This is a genomic window from Pseudomonas sp. OF001 (assembly GCF_904426495.1).
GTDB lineage: Bacteria > Pseudomonadota > Gammaproteobacteria > Pseudomonadales > Pseudomonadaceae > Geopseudomonas.
Genome location: NZ_CAJGBM010000006.1, coordinates 78,248 through 97,048 on the forward strand (window position 1 = coordinate 78,248; position 18,801 = coordinate 97,048).

14 protein-coding genes, 5 tRNA genes and 1 pseudogene are annotated in these 18,801 nt (G+C 68.7%); 19 read left to right on the plus strand and 1 reads right to left on the minus strand.

Features of this window, described 5'->3' with window-relative positions; all coding sequences use genetic code 11:
* The first annotated feature begins 19 nt into the window (after positions 1-19).
* The 18 genes and pseudogenes from RA210_RS05210 (at position 20) to mgtE (ending at position 17,980) form a co-directional block, all read left to right on the plus strand.
* Positions 20-325 (plus strand): antibiotic biosynthesis monooxygenase family protein, encoded by a 306-nt coding sequence (locus RA210_RS05210; RefSeq protein WP_201485625.1) that lies wholly within the window; start codon positions 20-22, stop codon positions 323-325.
* 350 nt (positions 326-675) lie between these two features.
* Complete coding sequence (gene mqo / locus RA210_RS05215; protein ID WP_136489871.1) at positions 676-2,178, plus strand: malate dehydrogenase (quinone); 1,503 nt, start codon at positions 676-678, stop codon at positions 2,176-2,178.
* A gap of 323 nt (positions 2,179-2,501) precedes the next feature.
* On the plus strand, positions 2,502-3,476 hold the full coding sequence (locus RA210_RS05220) for a GlxA family transcriptional regulator (RefSeq protein ID WP_136489872.1): 975 nt from the start codon (positions 2,502-2,504) through the stop codon (positions 3,474-3,476).
* Between the two features lie 206 nt (positions 3,477-3,682).
* A complete protein-coding gene (locus RA210_RS05225; protein WP_201485626.1) occupies positions 3,683-4,903 on the plus strand; it encodes an aspartate aminotransferase family protein in 1,221 nt (406 codons plus the stop codon).
* A gap of 31 nt (positions 4,904-4,934) precedes the next feature.
* Complete coding sequence (gene aruF / locus RA210_RS05230) at positions 4,935-5,951, plus strand: arginine/ornithine succinyltransferase subunit alpha (RefSeq protein WP_136489874.1); 1,017 nt, start codon at positions 4,935-4,937, stop codon at positions 5,949-5,951.
* 97 nt (positions 5,952-6,048) lie between these two features.
* A complete protein-coding gene (astA, locus tag RA210_RS05235) occupies positions 6,049-7,077 on the plus strand; it encodes an arginine N-succinyltransferase (RefSeq protein WP_136489875.1) in 1,029 nt (342 codons plus the stop codon).
* Positions 7,074-8,535, plus strand: a pseudogene (astD, locus tag RA210_RS05240) (succinylglutamate-semialdehyde dehydrogenase). The gene astA and the pseudogene astD overlap by 4 nt, the downstream one beginning before the upstream one ends.
* Complete coding sequence (gene astB, locus RA210_RS05245; protein WP_201485627.1) at positions 8,532-9,878, plus strand: N-succinylarginine dihydrolase; 1,347 nt, start codon at positions 8,532-8,534, stop codon at positions 9,876-9,878. Before astD ends, astB begins: the two are co-directional and overlap by 4 nt.
* Positions 9,879-9,891: 13 nt before the next feature.
* Entirely contained in the window at positions 9,892-10,170 is a 279-nt protein-coding gene (locus RA210_RS05250; protein WP_136489298.1) for a GTPase, read from the plus strand.
* Positions 10,171-10,217: 47 nt separating this feature from the next.
* Complete coding sequence (gene astE / locus RA210_RS05255; RefSeq protein WP_136489297.1) at positions 10,218-11,222, plus strand: succinylglutamate desuccinylase; 1,005 nt, start codon at positions 10,218-10,220, stop codon at positions 11,220-11,222.
* A gap of 144 nt (positions 11,223-11,366) precedes the next feature.
* Complete coding sequence (alaS, locus tag RA210_RS05260; RefSeq protein ID WP_201485628.1) at positions 11,367-13,991, plus strand: alanine--tRNA ligase; 2,625 nt, start codon at positions 11,367-11,369, stop codon at positions 13,989-13,991.
* Positions 13,992-14,091: 100 nt separating this feature from the next.
* Positions 14,092-15,327, plus strand: coding sequence for an aspartate kinase (locus RA210_RS05265; protein WP_136489295.1), 1,236 nt, complete (start codon positions 14,092-14,094; stop codon positions 15,325-15,327).
* A 180-nt stretch (positions 15,328-15,507) separates the two neighbouring features.
* The gene (gene csrA, locus RA210_RS05270) at positions 15,508-15,693 is read left to right on the plus strand and encodes a carbon storage regulator CsrA (RefSeq protein WP_090312814.1); all 186 of its coding nucleotides are present in this window, start codon (positions 15,508-15,510) and stop codon (positions 15,691-15,693) included.
* Between the two features lie 72 nt (positions 15,694-15,765).
* Positions 15,766-15,856, plus strand: a tRNA-Ser gene (locus tag RA210_RS05275).
* Positions 15,857-15,918: 62 nt separating this feature from the next.
* Positions 15,919-15,995: transfer RNA gene (locus RA210_RS05280), tRNA-Arg, on the plus strand.
* Positions 15,996-16,060: 65 nt separating this feature from the next.
* Positions 16,061-16,137: transfer RNA gene (locus tag RA210_RS05285), tRNA-Arg, on the plus strand.
* A gap of 65 nt (positions 16,138-16,202) precedes the next feature.
* Positions 16,203-16,279 (plus strand) — tRNA-Arg (locus RA210_RS05290).
* Between the two features lie 258 nt (positions 16,280-16,537).
* A complete protein-coding gene (gene mgtE / locus RA210_RS05295; protein ID WP_136489294.1) occupies positions 16,538-17,980 on the plus strand; it encodes a magnesium transporter in 1,443 nt (480 codons plus the stop codon).
* Between the two features lie 75 nt (positions 17,981-18,055).
* On the opposite strand, the gene RA210_RS05300 is transcribed toward mgtE, so the two are convergent.
* Positions 18,056-18,364: an Arc family DNA-binding protein gene (locus RA210_RS05300; protein ID WP_236574621.1), complete on the minus strand. Its 309-nt coding sequence runs from the start codon at positions 18,362-18,364 to the stop codon at positions 18,056-18,058.
* Between the two features lie 286 nt (positions 18,365-18,650).
* On the opposite strand from RA210_RS05300, the gene RA210_RS05305 reads away from it, so the two are divergent.
* A tRNA-Arg gene (locus RA210_RS05305) sits at positions 18,651-18,727 on the plus strand.
* The last annotated feature ends 74 nt before the right edge of the window (positions 18,728-18,801 follow it).

The following is an 18,801-nucleotide window of genomic DNA, read 5'->3' on the forward strand; positions in this document are numbered from 1 at the left end:
GACCACCGGAGTGCCACCCATGTTCCTTGCCATGAACCGCTTCAAGATCGCCCGCGGCCACGAGGAGACCTTCGTCGAGCACTGGCGCCAGCGCGAGAGCTACCTCGACGAGGTGCCCGGCTTCCTGCGCTTCCACCTGCTCAAGGGGCCGCAGACCGAGGAGTACACCCTGTTCTCCTCCTATTCCGAGTGGGAGTCGGCCGCGGCCTTCGAGGCCTGGACCCACTCCGAGTCGTTCCGCAAGGCCCACGCCAACGCCGGCAAGAGCCCGCGTGAGATCTACCTCGGCCCGCCGCAGCTGGAGCTGTTCGAGTCGGTGCTGTAACCGCCGGCGGGCGCGGCGGGGCAGGGTGTCGACAATCCGCGTCGATGCCGCCTGCCCGGCCTGCCGTCCGTCCGCCTGCTGTAGTGCCCGGGCGGCGTGTCCTACCGCCAGCGCCAGGGCGGCGCCTGTTGGTGCCGCGTTGACGCAAATCCCTGCCTCAGACGGATTTTTGGCGTAAACCAAAGCTGCCACTGGCGCTGCGCGACGCACATCGTTAGCATTGCGCCGCCTTCGCCTGCCCCCTTGCCCGGGGTCTTCCGGGGAGCGTGTAGTACTTTTGTCGGACGGGCTACAGTACGTTCTGTAGACGATCCGCGGTAAAATGCGGAACCTGTGTCTCAGGAGCATGAATGATGCAAACTGGTGGTGATCAGCCGGATCTGGTATTCGTCGGGGCAGGCGTCATGAGCGCGACCCTCGCGGTACTGCTGAAAGAGCTCGACCCGAGCCTCAAGATCGAAGTCCTGGAGCAACTCGAATCCGGGGCCGCCGAGAGTTCCTTCCCGTGGAACAACGCGGGAACCGGCCATGCCGCACTCTGCGAACTGAACTATACCCCCGAAGGTCCGGACGGCTCGGTCGGCATCGCCAAGGCCGTGAACATCAACGCGATGTTCGAGGTGTCCCGCCAGCTGTGGGCCTACCTGGTCGAGCAGGGTTACTTCAAGTCGCCGAAGGACTTCATCAACCCGGTTCCGCACATGAGCTTCGTGCGCGGCGAGAAGGGCGTCGCCTTCCTGCGCAAGCGCTTCGAGGCGATGAAGGCCCATCACTGCTTCCGTGACGACCTCGAGTACACCGAGGACCGCAAGGTCATCGGCGAGTGGGCGCCGCTGCTGATGCAGGGCCGCACCAGTGACGAGCCGCTGGCGGCCACTCGCGCCATGGGCGGCACCGACGTCAACTTCGGTGCGCTGACCCGCAAGCTCCTCCAGCACCTCGAGCAGAGCCAGGGCTGCAAGGTCCTCTACAACCAGAAGGTCAGCGACGTGCGTCGCGACGCCGACGGCCGCTGGCGCCTGTCGGTCGACGACCTGGCCCGTGGCGGCAGCCGCGAGGTGACCGCGCGCTTCGTGTTCCTCGGCGCCGGCGGCGCCGCGCTGACCCTGCTGCAGAAGTCCGGCATCGAGGAAGGCAAGGGCTTCGGCGGCTTCCCGGTCAGCGGTCAGTGGCTGCGCTGCGACAATCCGGAAATCGTCAGGCAGCACCAGGCCAAGGTCTACAGCCAGGCCGACATCGGCGCGCCGCCCATGTCCGTGCCGCACCTGGACACCCGCGTGGTCGACGGCGGCAAGTCGCTGCTGTTCGGACCGTTCGCCGGCTTCTCCACCAAGTTCCTCAAGACCGGCTCGTTCCTCGACCTGCCGCTGTCGATCCGCCCGAACAACATCGGTCCGATGCTGGCCGTGGCGCGCGACAACATGGACCTGACCAAGTACCTGATCAAGGAAGTGCTGCAGTCCGAGGACCAGCGCCTCGACGCCCTGCGCAAGTTCTTCCCGGACGCCAAGAAGGAAGACTGGCGCCTGGAGATCGCCGGCCAGCGCGTGCAGATCATCAAGAAGGACGCCAAGAAGGGCGGCATCCTGCAGTTCGGCACCGAGATCGTCGCCGCTGCCGACGGCTCCATCGCCGCGCTGCTGGGCGCCTCGCCGGGCGCCTCGGTGTCGGTGTCGGTCATGCTGGAAGTGATCGAGCGCTGCTTCCCCGAGCAGTACAAGAGCGCCGCCTGGCAGGAGCGCCTGGGCAAGATCTTCGAGGCCAGCGAGAAGGCCCTGGAGACCGATGGCGAGCTGCTGCGCCGCGTGCGCGCGCGCACCAGCGACGTCCTCGAGCTGCAGCAGCCGAGCTGATCCGCGCCCGGTCCCGCCGCACGCGCTGCGGCGGGCGACAACGCCGCGTCAGAGGCCCCGCAAGGGGCGTTCTGCCGCGGCGTTTGCGTTTGCGGGTGGCCTGTCACGGGCACAGGACGACGACCGCCGCAGGGGCGCCCCGTGGCCGGCGGCGGAGCCGGTCCGGGGCTGGCGGGGTGGGAGGGGGGGGGAGGCGGGCGGCTCCGTCCGGACGGGTTTTTTTGCCCCTTTTTGGTGCATTTTTCGGCGATACCAGTTAAATTGCCGGCCCGCCCACAACGTCCGCCTAGCCTTGCGCCTGCAATCCGGCCAGACTGCCGTCCATGACTCCCATACAGCTCGCCTTTCTCTACTGGCCGGACGTCCGTCCGCTCACCCTGACCCTGGTCGACGAGGTCCTGCAGCTGGCCGCCCGCCTGCATCCCGAGGCGGGCTACCAGGTCAGCTACCTGCAGGCCGCGCCGCCGGTGGCCGGCGCCTGGCCGCTGCCCGGCCAGCCCTGGCGCGGCCAGCTGCAGGCCGGACAGCGCCTGTTCCTGCTCGCCGAAGAGGTTCCCGCTCCGGATGACGAGCTGGACGCCGCCCTGCGCCAGGCCGGACGCAACGCCAGTCTGCTCGGCGCGGTGGGCGCCGGCCTGTATCCGCTGGCCCGGCTCGGCCTGCTCGACGGCCATCGCGCGGCGCTGCACTGGCGCTGGCAGGACGACTTCGCCGAACGCTTCCCCCAGGTGGCGGCCAGCAACCACCTGTTCGAGTGGGACGGCGAGCGGCTGACCGCCTGCGGCGGCCTGGCCGTGCTGGACATGCTGCTGGCGATGCTGGCGCGCGATCACGGCGCCGAGCTGGCCGGGGCGATCGCCGAGGAGCTGGTGCTCGAGCGCATCCGCGACGGCAGCGAGCGCCAGCGCGTGCCGCTGCGCAACCGCCTGGGCGCCACCCACCCCAAGCTGACCCAGGCGGTGCTGCTGATGGAGGCCAACATCGAGGAGCCGCTGACCACCGACGAGATCGCCCAGCAGGTCTGCGTGTCGCGTCGCCAGCTGGAGCGCATCTTCAAGCAGTTCCTCAACCGGGTGCCCAGCCAGTACTACCTGGAACTGCGCCTGAACCGTGCGCGCCAGCTGCTGCAGCAGACCAGCACCTCGATCATCCAGATCGGCCTGTCCTGCGGCTTTTCCTCCGGTCCGCACTTCTCCAGCGCCTACCGCAACTTCTTCGGCGTCACCCCGCGCGAGGATCGCAACCTGCGCCGCAGCGCCGCCGCCGAGATGCCCGCGGGCGCCGGCGAGCGCGAGTGACCGGGTCGCCCGGCAAGGGGGCTTTGGCGTAGCCGCGCCGAGCCTTTACACTGCGCGCTTCGCCGCGCCGCCATCCGGTTGGCGCAGATCCGCTTCCCGGGGCCTCGGCTGTACGAAGATGTCGCATGGCTGCAATCCCGGCGCGGAGTTTGTCTCTACAATCCCGTTCAGTTCCATCCGATCAGCCGCCCAGGCAGGAGAGTTCGATGTCCGTTCCGCACGCGCCGGTGCAACGCGCCGATTTTGACCAGCTGATGGTCCCCGTTTTCGCCCCCGCCGCCTTCATCCCGGTGCGAGGCGAGGGCAGCCGCGTCTGGGACCAGAGCGGTCGCGAGCTGGTCGACTTCACCGGCGGCATCGCCGTCAACGTGCTCGGCCATGCCCACCCGGCGCTGGTCGAGGCGCTGAGCGAGCAGGCGGGCAAGCTCTGGCACGTGTCCAACGTGTTCACCAACGAGCCGGCCCTGCGCCTGGCCAAGCTGCTGACCGACGCCACCTTCGCCGACCGCGTGTTCTTCGCCAACTCCGGCGCCGAGGCCAACGAGGCCGCGTTCAAGCTGGCGCGTCGCTACGGCCATGACACCGGCGGCGCGCAGAAGTGCGAGATCATCTCCGCGGTCAACAGCTTCCACGGCCGCACCCTGTTCACCGTCAGCGTCGCCGGCCAGCCCAAGTATTCCGCAGGCTTCGGCCCGCAGATCGAGGGCATCAGCCATGTGCCGTACAACGATCTGGAGGCGCTGAAGGCGCAGATCTCCGGCAACACCTGCGCGGTGGTGCTGGAGCCGATCCAGGGCGAGAGCGGCATCCTGCCGGCCGACCGCGCCTACCTGGAGGGCGTGCGCCAACTGTGCGACGAGCACAACGCGCTGCTGATCTTCGACGAGGTGCAGACCGGCGTCGGCCGTACCGGGGCGCTGTACGCCTACATGCACTACGGCGTGACCCCGGACATCCTCACCAGCGCCAAGAGCCTGGGCGGCGGCTTCCCGATCAGCGCCATGCTGACCACCGACGCGGTGGCCAGGCACTTCGGCGTCGGCGTGCACGGCACCACCTACGGCGGCAACCCGCTGGCCTGCGCGGTGGGCGAGGCGGTGATCAGCATCGTCAACACCCCCGAGGTGCTCGAAGGCGTCGCCGTGCGCAGCGCGCGCTTCACCCGCGAGCTGACCCGCATGGGCGAGCAGTACGGCGTGTTCAGCCACGTGCGCGGCATGGGCCTGCTGCTCGGCGCGGTGCTCACCGACGCCTGGAAGGGCCGCGCCGGCGAGGTGATGGCCGCCGCCCAGCAGCAGGACCTGATGATCCTGCAGGCCGGCCCGGACGTGGTGCGCTTCGCGCCCAGCCTGGTGATCAGTGATGCCGACATCGACGAGGGCCTGGCCCGCCTCGAGCGCGCGCTGGCCAGCCTGACCGCCGCCTGACGACAACCGCGACAACCAAGGAGAGACACCGATGCTGATCATGCGCCCCGCCCGGATGGGCGACCTGCCGGAGGTCCAGCGCCTGGCCAAGGACAGTCCCATCGGTGTCACCTCCCTGCCGGACGACCGCGAGCGGCTGGCCGAGAAGATCCGCGCCTCGGAGGCCTCGTTCGCCGCCGAGGTGAGCTTCAACGGCGAGGAGAGCTACTTCTTCGTCCTCGAGGATACTGGCAGCGGCCGCCTGGTCGGCTGCTCGGGCATCGTTGCCACCGCCGGCTTCTCCGAGCCGTTCTACAGCTTCCGCAACGAGACCTTCGTGCACGCCTCGCGCGAGCTGAACATCCTCAACCGCATCCACGTGCTGTCGCTGTGTCACGACCTGACCGGCAACAGCCTGCTGACCAGCTTCTACATGCAGCCCGAGCTGGAGAACTCCCAGTGGGCCGAACTCAACTCGCGCGGCCGCCTGCTGTTCGTCGCCAGCCATCCCGAGCGCTTCGCCGAGGCCATGGTGGTCGAGGTGGTCGGCTACAGCGACGAGCAGGGCGACGCGCCGTTCTGGGACGCCATCGGCCGCAACTTCCTCGCCATCAATTACGCCGAGGCCGAGCGCCTGTGCGGGCTGAAGAGCCGTACCATGCTCGCCGAGCTGATGCCCAGCTACCCGATCTACGTGCCGCTGCTGCCCGACAGCGCCCAGGAGGCCATGGGCCAGGTGCACCCGCGCTCGCAGGTGTCCTTCGCCATCCTGATGCGCGAGGGCTTCGAGACCGAGCACTACGTCGACATCTTCGACGGCGGGCCCACCGTGCACGCGCGCACCTCGGGGATCCGCTCGATCGCCCAGAGCCGTCTGGTGCCGGTGCGCCTCGGCGCGCCGGCGCAGGTCGGCCGGCCCTACCTGGTGGCCAACAACCAGACCCTGGACTTCCGCGCGCTGATCGCCGAGCTGGACTGGGAACCCGGCCAGCCGCTGACCCTCACCCCGGCGGTGGCCGAGGCGCTCGGCGTCGGCGAGGGCGGCAGCGTGCGGGTGGTGGCGGTCTGATCCCGTCCGACCCGATTGGAGCAAGCCGCCGGCCTGCGGCGGCGCGATGCCGCGCCAGCCGGCGCTCCGGCCCTCGCGGCCGTCAACAGGAGGCACCATGATCGTTCGTCCCGTTCGCAGCACCGACATGCCCGCGCTGATCGCCATGGCGCGCAGCACCGGTGCCGGCCTCACCTCGCTGCCGGCCAACGAGGAACGCCTGGCCCAGCGCGTGGCCTGGGCGGAGAAGTCCTTCCACGGCGAGGCCGAACGCGCCGACGCCGACTACCAGTTCGTGCTGGAGACCGACGACGGCCAGGTGGTCGGCATCAGCGCCATCAACGGCGCGGTCGGCCTGCGCGAGCCCTGGTACAACTACCGGGTCGGCCTGACCGTCAGCGCCTCGCGCGAGCTGGGCATCCACCGCGAGAACCCGACCCTGTTCCTGGCCAACGACCTGACCGGCAACACCGAGGTCTGTTCGCTGTTCCTCGACGCCCGCTACCGCCACAGCGGGCTCAGCGGGCGCCTGCTGTCCAAGGCGCGCTTCCTGTTCATCGCCGAGTTCCGCGAGCTGTTCGCCGACAAGGTGATCGCCGAGATGCGCGGCATCTCCGACGACAACGCCCGCGCGCCGTTCTGGGAAAGCCTCGGCCGGCACTTCTTCAAGATGGAGTTCTCCCAGGCCGACTACCTGACCGGGGTCGGCAACAAGGCCTTCATCGCCAAGCTGATGCCCAAGTTTCCGCTGTACACCTGCTTCCTCAGCGAGGAGGCGCGCGCGGTGATCGGCCGCGTGCACCGCGACACCGAGCCGGCGCTGACCATGCTGCGCGCCGAGGGCTTCAGCTACCAGGGCTACATCGACATCTTCGATGGCGGCCCGGCGCTGGAGTGCGAGACCGGCAACATCCGCGCGGTACGCGACAGCCAGACCCTGGTGCTGGCCATCGGCACCCCGGGCGAGGAGGCGCCGCAGTTCCTCATCCACAACCGCAAGCGCGAGGACTGCCGGATCACCGTCGGCCAGGCGCGCCCGGCCTCCGGCACCCTGGTGGTGGATGCCGTCACCGCCAAGCGCCTGCGCCTTTCCGCCGGCGCCCAGGTGCGCGCGGTGCCGTTGTCGGCGCAGGTCGGCTGGCGATGAGCTTGTACCTCGGCGGCCAGTGGCTGGCCGGGGAGGGCGAGGCACTGGTCTCGCTTGATCCCTGCGACCGCCAGCTGCTCTGGCAGGGCCGCGCGGCCAGCGCCGCGCAGGTCGCCGCCGCCGCCCGCGCCGCGCGCCGCGCCTTCCCGGCCTGGGCCGCGCGGCCGCTGGCCGAGCGCATCGCCGTGCTGGAACGCTTCGCCGAGGTGCTCAGGGCGCGCAGCGACGAGCTGGCCCGGCTGATCGGCCGCGAGACCGGCAAGCCGCTGTGGGAGGCGAGCACCGAGGTCGCCAGCATGGTCGGCAAGGTGGCCATCTCGATCCGCGCCCAGGCCGAGCGCGCCGGCGAGCGCCGCGCGCCGCTGGGCGACGCCCACAGCGTGCTGCGCCACCGCCCGCATGGCGTGCTGGCGGTGTTCGGCCCCTACAACTTCCCCCGGCCACCTGCCCAACGGCCACATAGTCCCGGCGCTGCTGGCCGGCAACTGCGTGCTGTTCAAGCCCAGCGAGCTGACCCCGGCGGTGGCCGAGCTGACCGTGCGCTGCTGGATCGAGGCCGGCCTGCCAGACGGGGTGCTCAACCTGCTGCCGGGTGGTCGCGCCACCGGCGCCGCACTGGCCGCCGAAACCGAGCTGGACGGCCTGCTGTTCACCGGTTCCAGTGCCACCGGGCGCCTGCTGCACCGCCAGTTCGCCGAGCAGCCGCAGAAGATCCTCGCCCTGGAGATGGGCGGCAACAACCCGCTGCTGGTCGAGGAGGTCGCCGATCTCGACGCCGCGGTGCTGTGCATCGTGCAGAGCGCCTTCCTCTCCGCCGGCCAGCGCTGCACCTGCGCGCGGCGCCTGCTGGTGCCGGCCGGGGCGTGGGGCGAACGCCTGCTGGTGCGGCTGGTCGAGGTCGTTTCCCGCCTGCGCGTCGGCCGCTTCGATGCCGATCCGCAACCCTTCATGGGCGCGCTGATCTCGCCCGAGGCCGCCGCCCGTCTGCTCGCGGCCCAGGATGACCTGCTCGCCCGCGGCGCCACGCCGCTGCTGGCGATGCGCCAGCTGGAGCCGGGCACGGCGCTGCTGAGCCCGGGCATCCTCGACGTCGGCGCAGTGGCCGAGCGTCCCGACGAGGAACACTTCGGCCCGTTGCTGCAGGTGCTCCGCTATGCCGACTTCGAAGCGGCGCTGGGCGAGGCCAACGCCACCCGTTTCGGCCTGGCTGCCGGGCTGATCTCCGACTCGCCCGAGCGCTACGAGCAGTTCCTGCTGCAGGCCCGCGCCGGCATCGTCAACTGGAACCGCCCGCTGACCGGCGCCGCCAGCAGCACGCCGTTCGGCGGCATCGGTGCCTCCGGCAACCACCGGCCGAGCGCCTGGTACGCCGCCGACTACTGCGCCTACCCGGTGGCCTCGCTGGAGAGCGCACAACTCGCCGTGCCGGCCAGCCTGCCGCCGGGACTGGCGCTGTGAGCGTCGTCGAGGTCAACTTCGACGGCCTGGTCGGCCCGACCCACAACTACGCCGGCCTGTCGCCCGGCAACCTGGCCTCGATGGGCAGCCGCGAGCAGCCGGCCGATCCGCGTGCGGCGGCGCTGCAGGGGCTGGCGAAGATGCGCCGCCTGCTGGAGCTGGGCTTCGTCCAGGGCGTGCTGCCGCCGCAGGAGCGCCCCGACCTGGCCACCCTGCGCGCGCTGGGCTTTGCCGGCAGCGACGCCCAGGTGCTGGCGCGCGCCGCCGGCGAGGCGCCGGCGCTGCTGACCGCGCTCGGCTCGGCGGCCAGCATGTGGACGGCCAACGCCGCCACCGTCAGCCCCGGCGCCGATACCGCCGACGGCCGCGTGCACTTCACCGCCGCCAACCTCCACGCCCAGCTGCATCGCTCGATCGAGCCTCCGGCCAGCGCCCGCGTGCTGCAGAAGATCTTCGGCGATCCGCGGCACTTCGCCCATCACCCGGCGCTGCCGGCCCAGGCGACCTTCGGCGACGAGGGCGCGGCCAACCACGCACGGCTGTGCCGCGCCCATGGCGAGCCCGGCGTCGAGCTGTTCGTCTACGGGCGCAGCGCCTTCGATCCGCAGGCGCCGCAGCCGCAGCGCTTCCCGGCGCGGCAGACCCGCGAGGCCAGCGCGGCGCTGGCGCGCCTGCACGGTCTGGCCGCCGACGGCGTGGTGTTCGCCCAGCAGAACCCGGCGGCGATCGACGCCGGGGTGTTCCACAACGACGTGATCGCGGTGGCCAACGGCGAGCTGCTGCTGCATCACGAGGACGCCTTCCTCGACGGCGCGCGGGTTCTGGACGAGCTGGCCGGCAAGCTGGCGCGCCGCGGCGGCCACCTGCAGGCGCTGTGCGTGCCGCGCGCGCTCGTGTCGCTGGAGCAGGCGGTGCGCAGCTACCTGTTCAACAGCCAGCTGCTGACCCGCGCCGACGGCTCCATGCTGCTGCTGGTGCCCGAGGAGTGCCGCGAGCAGGCGCAAGTCTGGGCCTGGCTGCAGGCGCTGCTGGCCGCCGACAACCCGATCCGCGCCCTCGAGGTGGTCGACCTCAGGCAGAGCATGCGCAACGGCGGCGGTCCGGCCTGCCTGCGCCTGCGCGTGGTGCTCACCCCGGGCCAGCTGGCGGCGACCCATGCCGGCGTGCTGCTGACCCCGACGCTGTGCGATAGCCTCGAGCGCTGGGTCGCCCGCCACTACCGCGACCGCCTGGTAAGCCGTGATCTGGCCGACCCGCAACTGCTCGACGAGTCGCGCGCGGCACTGGACGAACTGACGCAAATCCTTAAGCTGGGAGCCCTCTATTCCTTCCAGCGTGTCTGAGCGAGAAACTTCCATGAGCGAAAGCCTGCCCCTGATCCTCGAAGATGCCTACGGCGAACGTCGGGAAACCCACAGCGCGCGCGTGGCGGTGCGCCTCGAAGGCCGCGAGCTGTGGCTGGAGGCCGACGGCAAGGGCGGGGTGATCGTCTACGCCGAGTCGGTCGAGGGCGAGACCGACATCCCGCTGCTGGTGGTGCGCCCGCAGGCGGTCAACCAGCTGTCGCTGAGCGTCGAGCTGGAAGCCGCCGAGGCCCACGAGCATGGCCCCGACTGCGGCTGCGACCACCACTGAGTCGCCGGCTATGCTGGGAGTACCGCCAGCCGTAAGGAGCGCCTGCCATGCTTGCCCTCGGCAAACTGCTTGAGCTGACCCTGGCCGGACGCGAGCCCTCGGAAAAGATCCAGGTCTGCGCCTCCGGCGCCCGCCTGCAGTGGAAGGCCGAGGGCGTGCTGCTGGTCGAGCCGCCGGCCGGCGGCGACAGCGGTGTCGATCTGCTGCTGTCGGCGGGCATCCACGGCGACGAGACCGCGCCGGTCGAGCTGCTCGAGCGCCTGCTTCACGACATCGCCTCCTGCCGCCTGCAGCCGGCCGTGCGCCTGCTGCTGGTGCTCGGCAATCCCGCCGGGCTGCGCCGCGGCGAGCGCTTCGTCGGCTACGACCTCAACCGTCTGTTCGGCGGCGGCGATCCCTCGGTCAGCGGTCCCGAAGCCCTGCGCGCGGTGGAACTGGAGCTGCAGGCCGAGCTGTTCTTCGCCAGTTCCGGGCGCCGGCGCCTGCACTACGACCTGCACACCGCGATCCGCGGCTCGCAGATCGAGCAGTTCGCCCTGCGCCCGGCCAGCGCGCAGCCGCCGACCCGCGAGCAGCTGGCCTGCCTGCAGGCCGCGGGGCTGCAGGCGCTGTTGCTGCAGAGCGGCACCTCGACCACCTTCAGCGCCTTCTCCAGCCAGCGCTTCGGCGCCGAGGCCTTCACCCTCGAGCTGGGCCAGGCGCGGCCGTTCGGGCAGAACCAGGGCATCGACCTCGGCCGCCTGGAGACGCTGCTGCGCGCGCTGATCGAGGGCCGCGAGCTGCCCCCCGGCGACCCTGCGGCCCTGCAGCTGTTCAGCATCGCCCGCGAGATCATCAAGCACAGCCACGACTTCCGTCTGTACCTGGACGATGCGGTGGAGAACTTCACCGCACTGGAGGCGGGCAGCCTGCTGGCGGAGGATGCCGGCGGCCGGCGCTGGCAGGTGGTGGAGCGCGGTGCGCGCATCGTGTTTCCCAACCCCAGGGTGAAGAACGGCCTGCGCGCCGGCCTGATCGTGGTGCCGGTCAGCCTGGCCGACGTCTGTCCCTGAACTTCCCCGCGTTCATTCCTATCGGGCCGATAGCCTGCGCCGATGCAAGTTGGCGCGGGTTGTTTATATAATGCCCGTCTTTGCCGGTTATCCGTGCGGCAGTCAGGCAATGGCCGCAGCGATCCAGTTTCCCGAGAAAAATCCATGAAAAGCGCAGAAATCCGTGAAGCCTTCCTCCGCTTCTTCGAAGAGAAGGGGCATACCCGCGTCGCATCCAGTTCGCTGATTCCGGCCAACGACCCGACCCTGCTGTTCACCAACGCCGGCATGAACCAGTTCAAGGACTGCTTCCTCGGCCTGGAGAAGCGCGCCTACACCCGCGCCACCACCAGCCAGAAGTGCGTGCGTGCCGGCGGCAAGCACAACGACCTGGAGAACGTCGGCTACACCGCGCGTCACCACACCTTCTTCGAGATGCTGGGCAACTTCAGCTTCGGCGACTACTTCAAGCGCGACGCCATCGCCTATGCCTGGGAATTCCTCACCTCGCCCAAGTGGCTGAACCTGCCGGCCGAGAAGCTGTGGGTCACCGTCTACGCCAGCGACGACGAGGCCTACGACATCTGGACCCAGGAAGTCGGCGTGCCGGCCGAGCGCATGGTGCGCATCGGCGACAACAAGGGCGCGCCCTACGCGTCCGACAACTTCTGGGCGATGGGCGACACCGGGCCGTGCGGTCCGTGCACCGAGATCTTCTTCGACCACGGCGAGCACATCTGGGGCGGCCCGCCCGGCTCGCCCGAGGAAGACGGCGACCGCTACATCGAGATCTGGAACAACGTGTTCATGCAGTTCAACCGCACCGCGGACGGCGTGCTGCACCCGCTGCCGGCGCCGAGCGTGGACACCGGCATGGGCCTCGAGCGCATCAGCGCCGTGCTGCAGCACGTCAACTCGAACTACGAGATCGACCTGTTCCAGAGCCTGCTCAACGCCTCCGCCGCGGCCATCGGCTGCGCCAACGAGGGGCAGGCCTCGCTGAAGGTGGTCGCCGACCACATCCGCTCTTGCGGCTTCCTGGTCGCCGACGGCGTCACCCCGTCCAACGAGGGTCGCGGCTACGTGCTGCGCCGCATCGTCCGCCGCGCCTGCCGCCACGGCAACAAGCTGGGCGCCAAGGGCGCCTTCTTCCACAGGATCGTCGCCGCCCTGGTGGCCGAGATGGGCGAGGCCTATCCGGAACTCAAGGCGCAGCAGGCGCACATCGAGCGCGTGCTGAAGACCGAGGAAGAGCAGTTCGCCAAGACCTTGGAGCAGGGCCTGAAGATCCTCGAGCAGGACCTGGCCGGCCTCGAGGGCAAGGTGATCCCCGGCGACGTGGTGTTCAAGCTGTACGACACCTACGGCTTCCCGGTCGATCTGACCGGCGACATCGCCCGCGAGCGCGAGCTGTCGATCGACGAGGAAGGCTTCGAGCGCGAGATGCAGGCCCAGCGCGAGCGCGCCCGCTCGGCCAGCGCCTTCGACATGGACTACAACAGCCTGATCAAGGTGGAAGGCGAGACCCGCTTCACCGGCTACGCGGGCACCAGCGGCAGCGGCAAGGTCGTCGCCCTGTTCAAGGAAGGCATGAGCGTCGACAGCCTGAGCGCCGGCGAGGAGGGCGTGGTGGTGCTCGACCAGACGCCGTTCTACGCCGAGTCCGGCGGCCAGGCCGGCGACTGCGGCTACCTGAGCCAGGACGGCGTGCGCTTCGACGTGCGCGACACCCGCAAGGCCGGTGGCGCCTTCCTGCACCACGGCATCCTCGACGCCGGCAGCCTGAAGCTCGGTGACAGCGTCGAGGCCATCGTCGACGCCAGTGTGCGCGGCGCCACCGCGCTCAACCACTCGGCCACCCACCTGCTGCACGCCGCGCTGCGCCAGATCCTCGGCGAGCACGTGCAGCAGAAGGGCTCGCTGGTCGACAGCCAGCGCCTGCGCTTCGACTTCAACCACTTCGAGGCGATCAAGCCCGAGCAGCTCAAGGCCCTCGAGGACCTGGTCAACGCCGAGATCCGCAGGAACTCCGAGGTCGAGACCGAGGAAACCGATATCGACACCGCCAAGGCCAAGGGCGCCATGGCGCTGTTCGGCGAGAAGTACGGCGACAGCGTGCGCGTGCTGAGCATGGGCGGCGGCTTCTCCGTCGAGCTGTGCGGCGGCACCCATGTCCAGCGCACCGGCGACATCGGCCTGTTCAAGATCGTCAGCGAGGGCGGCGTGGCCGCCGGCGTGCGCCGCATCGAGGCGGTGACCGGCGAGCAGGCGCTCGCCTACCTCAACGGCGCCGAGGAGCAGCTCAAGGAAGCCGCCGCGCTGGTCAAGGGCTCGCGCGACAACCTGCTGGACAAGCTGGCCGGTCTGCTCGAGCGCAACCGCCAGCTGGAGAAGGAGCTGGAGCAGCTCAAGGCCAAGGCCGCCAGCGCCGCCGGCGACGATCTGGCCGGTTCCGCGGTCGACGTCCATGGGGTCAAGGTGCTGGCCGCGCGTCTCGACGGTCTGGACGGCAAGGCCCTGCTGGCGCTGGTCGATCAGTTGAAGAACAAGCTGGGCCGCGCGGTGATCCTGCTCGGCGGCGAGTTCGACGGCAAGGTGGTGCTGGTCGCCGGCGTGACCCAGGACCTCACCGCCAGGCTCAAGGCCGGCGAGCTGATGAAGCAGGCCGCCGCGCTGGTCGGCGGCAAGGGCGGCGGCCGCCCGGACATGGCCCAGGGCGGCGGCGTGGACGCCGGCAAGCTGGGCGAGGCGCTGGCGCTGGTCGAGCCGTTCGTCGCCGCCGCGTTCTGACCGGATGCGAGAGCCCGCCCCGCGCCCGGCGGGCTCTTGGCAGGTCCCGGCCTGGCGGTTTTAATGGGCGACTTTTTCTTCGCGGTTGGGCAGCATCGAAATGGCATTGATCGTACAGAAATTCGGCGGCACCTCGGTCGGCAGCGTCGAGCGCATCGAGCAGGTGGCCGAGAAGGTGAAGAAGTTCCGCGAGGCGGGACATGACCTCGTGGTGGTGGTCTCGGCCATGAGCGGCGAGACCAACCGTCTGATCGAACTGGCCAAGCAGGTCATGCCGCAGCCCGATCCGCGCGAGCTGGACGCCATCATCTCCACCGGCGAGCAGGTCACCATCGGCCTGCTCAGCATGGCGCTGATCAAGCGCGGCGTGCCGGCGGTGTCCTTCACCGGCAACCAGGTGCGCATCCTCACCGACAGCGCCCACACCAAGGCGCGCATCCTCGAGATCGACGACGCCCGCATCCGTGGCGAGCTGAACGCCGGTCGCGTGGTGGTGGTCGCCGGTTTCCAGGGCGTCGACGCGCAGGGCAACATCACCACCCTCGGCCGTGGCGGCTCCGACACCACCGGCGTGGCCCTGGCCGCGGCGCTCAAGGCCGCCGAGTGCCAGATCTATACCGACGTGGACGGCGTCTACACCACCGACCCGCGCGTGGTCGCCAAGGCCCAGCGGCTGGAGAAGATCACCTTCGAGGAGATGCTGGAAATGGCCAGCCTCGGCTCCAAGGTGCTGCAGATCCGCTCGGTGGAGTTCGCCGGCAAGTACAACGTCCCGCTGCGCGTGCTGCACAGCTTCCAGGAGGGTCCGGGCACCCTCATCACCATCGACGAAGAGGAATCCATGGAACAGCCGATCATCTCCGGCATCGCCTTCAACCGCGACGAAGCCAAGCTGACCATTCGCGGCGTACCGGACATTCCCGGCGTGGCGTTCAAGATCCTCGGCCCGATCAGCGCCGCCAACATCGAGGTGGACATGATCGTGCAGAACGTGGCGCACGATAACACCACCGACTTCACCTTCACCGTGCACCGCAACGACTACGACAAGGCGCTGGCGATCCTCGGCCAGACCGCCCAGGCGCTCGGCGCCCGCGAGGTGTCCGGCGACACCGACATCGCCAAGGTGTCGCTGGTCGGCGTCGGCATGCGCTCCCACGCCGGCGTGGCCAGCCGCATGTTCGAGGCGCTGGCCAAGGAGAACATCAACATCCAGATGATCTCCACCTCGGAAATCAAGATCAGCGTTGTGGTCGAGGAGAAGTACCTCGAGCTGGCCGTGCGCGCGCTGCACACCGCTTTCGATCTGGACGCGCCGACCCGTCAGGGCGAGTGACGCCTCCCGAGCAAAAGGCGCGGCTTTCCGCGCCTTTTGTCGTTTTTGGCCGGGATGGAGGATTTCATTCCGCCGGCTCTGGTCAATACTTGGGCGATAGCTGGGGGGAGTTTTTCCCTCCGGTGTTTAGCCATTTTTCTTGCAGACAGCTGTCCTGATACAGGCAAAAGGAGAAAAGGAATGCTTATTCTGACTCGCCGCGTGGGAGAGACCCTGATGGTCGGTGACGATGTCACCGTGACCGTGCTGGGCGTGAAGGGCAATCAGGTGCGCATTGGCGTCAATGCACCCAAGGAAGTCGCAGTACATCGCGAGGAAATCTACCAGCGCATCCAGAAGGAGAAGGACGAAGAACCAAGCCATTGATTTTTTTTCGATTTTTATCGAATCAAGGCTTTGCAAACGGGGTTTGCTTGGGTATAGTACGCCCCGTGTTGCGGAGAGGTGGCCGAGTGGCCGAAGGCGCTCCCCTGCTAAGGGAGTACACCTCAAAAGGGTGTCGGGGGTTCGAATCCCCCCCTCTCCGCCATTTTTCTCCAGAGAGTCGCATGGCTCGACGGAGTGACAGCCTGGCAAGACAGGCAGCCCTGCGCACTCGTAGCTCAGCTGGATAGAGTACCCGGCTACGAACCGGGCGGTCGGAGGTTCGAATCCTCCCGAGTGCGCCATCTTCAGGGTTACCGGCATTGCCGGTGATTCCGAACCAGCGGTGATCTGGCTAAACATCACATGTGCACTCATAGCTCAGCTGGATAGAGTACCCGGCTACGAACCGGGCGGTCGGAGGTTCGAATCCTCCTGAGTGCGCCATCTTCAGGGTCGCCGGCATTGCCGGCGATTCCGGACCAGCGGTGATCTGGCTAAACATCACATGTGCACTCATAGCTCAGCTGGATAGAGTACCCGGCTACGAACCGGGCGGTCGGAGGTTCGAATCCTCCTGAGTGCGCCATACCGAAAGGGCCTGCAGCGATGCAGGCCCTTTTTTCATTTCCCGCGTTTCGTTCCCGCAGCCGCTCTGCCACGGGCCGATTCGACGCGCCCAAGGGCGCCGCGGATGTTATCATTGACACGTCTGCCCCCCAGCGGGTCGTGTGGAAATCCAGCCATGGACTTACCCAGTTATCCCGAACCTCGATTGTTCGTCTGCATCTTGAAAGATTGATTGCCTCCGGGGCGCGTCCTGCCACTGGGGGACAGGGAGTGCGCAATGACCGAAGCAGAAGCCAAGAAGCCCCAGGAAAGCCTGCAGGATCGTCTGGCCCAGGTGGTCGAGCTGCTGCACCGGCACAGGCTGGTGGAGGGGCTGACCCAGCGTCAGGAAGGTGAGCACCAGGAACTGGTCGAGAGCCTGGTGCACCGCCAGAACCTGGCCGAGCTGCAGCGCCGGCTCGACGATCTCCATCCCGCCGACATCGCCCACATCCTCGAAGCCCTGCCGCTCGACGACCGCCTGACGGTCTGGCAGCTGGTCAAGGCCGAGCGCGACGGCGACATCCTCCTCGAAGTCTCCGACGCGGTGCGCGAGACGCTGATCGCCGACATGGACGATCACGAGATCCTCGCCGCGACCCGCGACCTCGACGCCGACGAGCTGGCCGACCTGGCTCCCGAGCTGCCGCGCGACGTGGTCCACGAGCTGATGGAGACGCTCGATGCGCAGCAGCGCGAGCGGGTGCGTTCGGCATTGTCCTACGAGGAGGACCAGGTCGGTGCGCTGATGGACTTCGAGATGGTCACCATCCGCGACGACGTGACCCTCGAGGTGGTGCTGCGCTACCTGCGCCGGCTCAAGGAGCTGCCGGGGCACACCGACAAGCTGTTCGTGGTCGACTACGACGGCATCCTGCAGGGCGTGCTGCCGATCAAGCGCCTGCTGGTCAACGACCCCGACAAGAAAGTCGCCGAGGTGATGGCCACCGACCCGGTGAGTTTCCATCCCGAGGAGGACGCCCACGACGCCGCCCAGGCCTTCGAGCGCTACGACCTGATTTCCGCGCCGGTGGTGGACAAGAGCGACAAGCTGATCGGCCGTCTGACCATCGACGAGATGGTCGACCTGATCCGCGAGGAAAGCGAGAGCGAAGTGCTCAACATGGCCGGCCTGCGCGAGGAGGAGGACATCTTCGCCTCGGTGTGGAAATCGGTGCGCAACCGCTGGGCCTGGCTGGCGATCAACCTGGTCACCGCCTTTCTCGCCTCGCGGGTGATCGGCCTGTTCGAGGGTTCCATCGAGAAGCTGGTGGCGCTGGCGGCATTGATGCCGATCGTCGCCGGCATCGGCGGCAACTCCGGCAACCAGACCATCACCATGATCGTCCGCGCCATGGCGCTGGATCAGGTGGGGACGGGCAACACCATGCGTCTGCTGCGCAAGGAGCTGGGCGTCGGCCTGATCAACGGCCTGGTCTGGGGGGGGGTGATCGGCGGGGTGGCCTGGTACCTGTACGGCAGCTGGTCGCTGGGTGCGGTGATGACCGGGGCGATGACCCTCAACCTGCTGCTCGCCGCGCTGATGGGGGTGCTGATCCCCATGACCCTGGCGCGTCTGGGGCGCGATCCGGCGATGGGCGCCAGCGTGATGATCACTGCCATGACCGACAGCGGCGGCTTCTTCATCTTCCTCGGCCTGGCCACCCTGTTCCTCATGTAGCGGGTGGGGCACGCCGCTCGTGCCGTCACAAGGGCCGCCCGGCAGATGTCCGGCGGCCCTTGTGCGTCTGGAGGGTCAGCTGTTCGCCGCGCTGTTGAGCAGGGCTATCAGCGCGCTCTGCTGCGGCTGCGGCAGCTGGCGGAAGCGCTGCAGCAGCTGGTGCTCGTGCGGGGGCAGTTCGCCGGAGGCAGCGGCGCTGCTGCCGGCGCTGGGCAGGCTGCCCTCGGCGAGCAGGGTCTTCTCCAGGCGCGCGATGATCTCGGAGTTCATGCTGCGGTGGTAGTGGCGGGCCACTTCGGCGATGCGGGCACGCATGCCCTCCGGCAGGCGGACGACAAACTTGTCGGCGCTCCGACTGGAGCGGGAGGGGAGGCTCTGTTTCATGGGCTGTCTAACCGCGTTATCAGGTGATCGCAGATGGGAATGTGCAGGTAGCAGTGATATGACCATGCCCGGTTGCTTCCGTTCATCAGTTGCCCGCGCCGGCACCGTTTCCATCCATAGTCGCGCCCCGCGCATGCGGCGGGGAGGGATGGGCAGTGTGACCGCTGGAGCCGGGGCTGGCCAGTCGGTGGTGGCGGAATTGCGATTGGTTGGGCATTGCCGGGCGGCGGATTTGGCTTCCGGGCATGACAAGTCGCCGCGCCTCGTTTAACATCGCCGGCCATTAGCGCCTGTAGCTCAGCTGGATAGAGCAACCGCCTCCTAAGCGGTAGGTCGGGGGTTCGAATCCCCCCTCGCGCACCAGAATCTTGATACATATCAACGGGTTACGTTTTTGCGAGTAACCCTTTTGCTTTTCTGCCGCGGGTGCATGCAAA

Excerpts from the sequence above, each read along its gene's own strand:
- RA210_RS05210 (WP_201485625.1), top strand. The coding sequence starts at position 20 with ATGTTCCTTGCCATGAACCGCTTCAAGATCGCCCGCGGCCACGAGGAG.
- mqo (WP_136489871.1), top strand. The coding sequence starts at position 676 with ATGATGCAAACTGGTGGTGATCAGCCGGATCTGGTATTCGTCGGGGCA.
- RA210_RS05220 (WP_136489872.1), top strand. The coding sequence starts at position 2,502 with ATGACTCCCATACAGCTCGCCTTTCTCTACTGGCCGGACGTCCGTCCG.
- RA210_RS05225 (WP_201485626.1), top strand. The coding sequence starts at position 3,683 with ATGTCCGTTCCGCACGCGCCGGTGCAACGCGCCGATTTTGACCAGCTG.
- aruF (WP_136489874.1), top strand. The coding sequence starts at position 4,935 with ATGCTGATCATGCGCCCCGCCCGGATGGGCGACCTGCCGGAGGTCCAG.
- astA (WP_136489875.1), top strand. The coding sequence starts at position 6,049 with ATGATCGTTCGTCCCGTTCGCAGCACCGACATGCCCGCGCTGATCGCC.
- RA210_RS05250 (WP_136489298.1), top strand. The coding sequence starts at position 9,892 with ATGAGCGAAAGCCTGCCCCTGATCCTCGAAGATGCCTACGGCGAACGT.
- astE (WP_136489297.1), top strand. The coding sequence starts at position 10,218 with ATGCTTGCCCTCGGCAAACTGCTTGAGCTGACCCTGGCCGGACGCGAG.
- alaS (WP_201485628.1), top strand. The coding sequence starts at position 11,367 with ATGAAAAGCGCAGAAATCCGTGAAGCCTTCCTCCGCTTCTTCGAAGAG.
- RA210_RS05265 (WP_136489295.1), top strand. The coding sequence starts at position 14,092 with ATGGCATTGATCGTACAGAAATTCGGCGGCACCTCGGTCGGCAGCGTC.
- csrA (WP_090312814.1), top strand. The coding sequence starts at position 15,508 with ATGCTTATTCTGACTCGCCGCGTGGGAGAGACCCTGATGGTCGGTGAC.
- mgtE (WP_136489294.1), top strand. The coding sequence starts at position 16,538 with ATGACCGAAGCAGAAGCCAAGAAGCCCCAGGAAAGCCTGCAGGATCGT.
- RA210_RS05300 (WP_236574621.1), bottom strand. The coding sequence starts at position 18,364 with ATGAAACAGAGCCTCCCCTCCCGCTCCAGTCGGAGCGCCGACAAGTTT.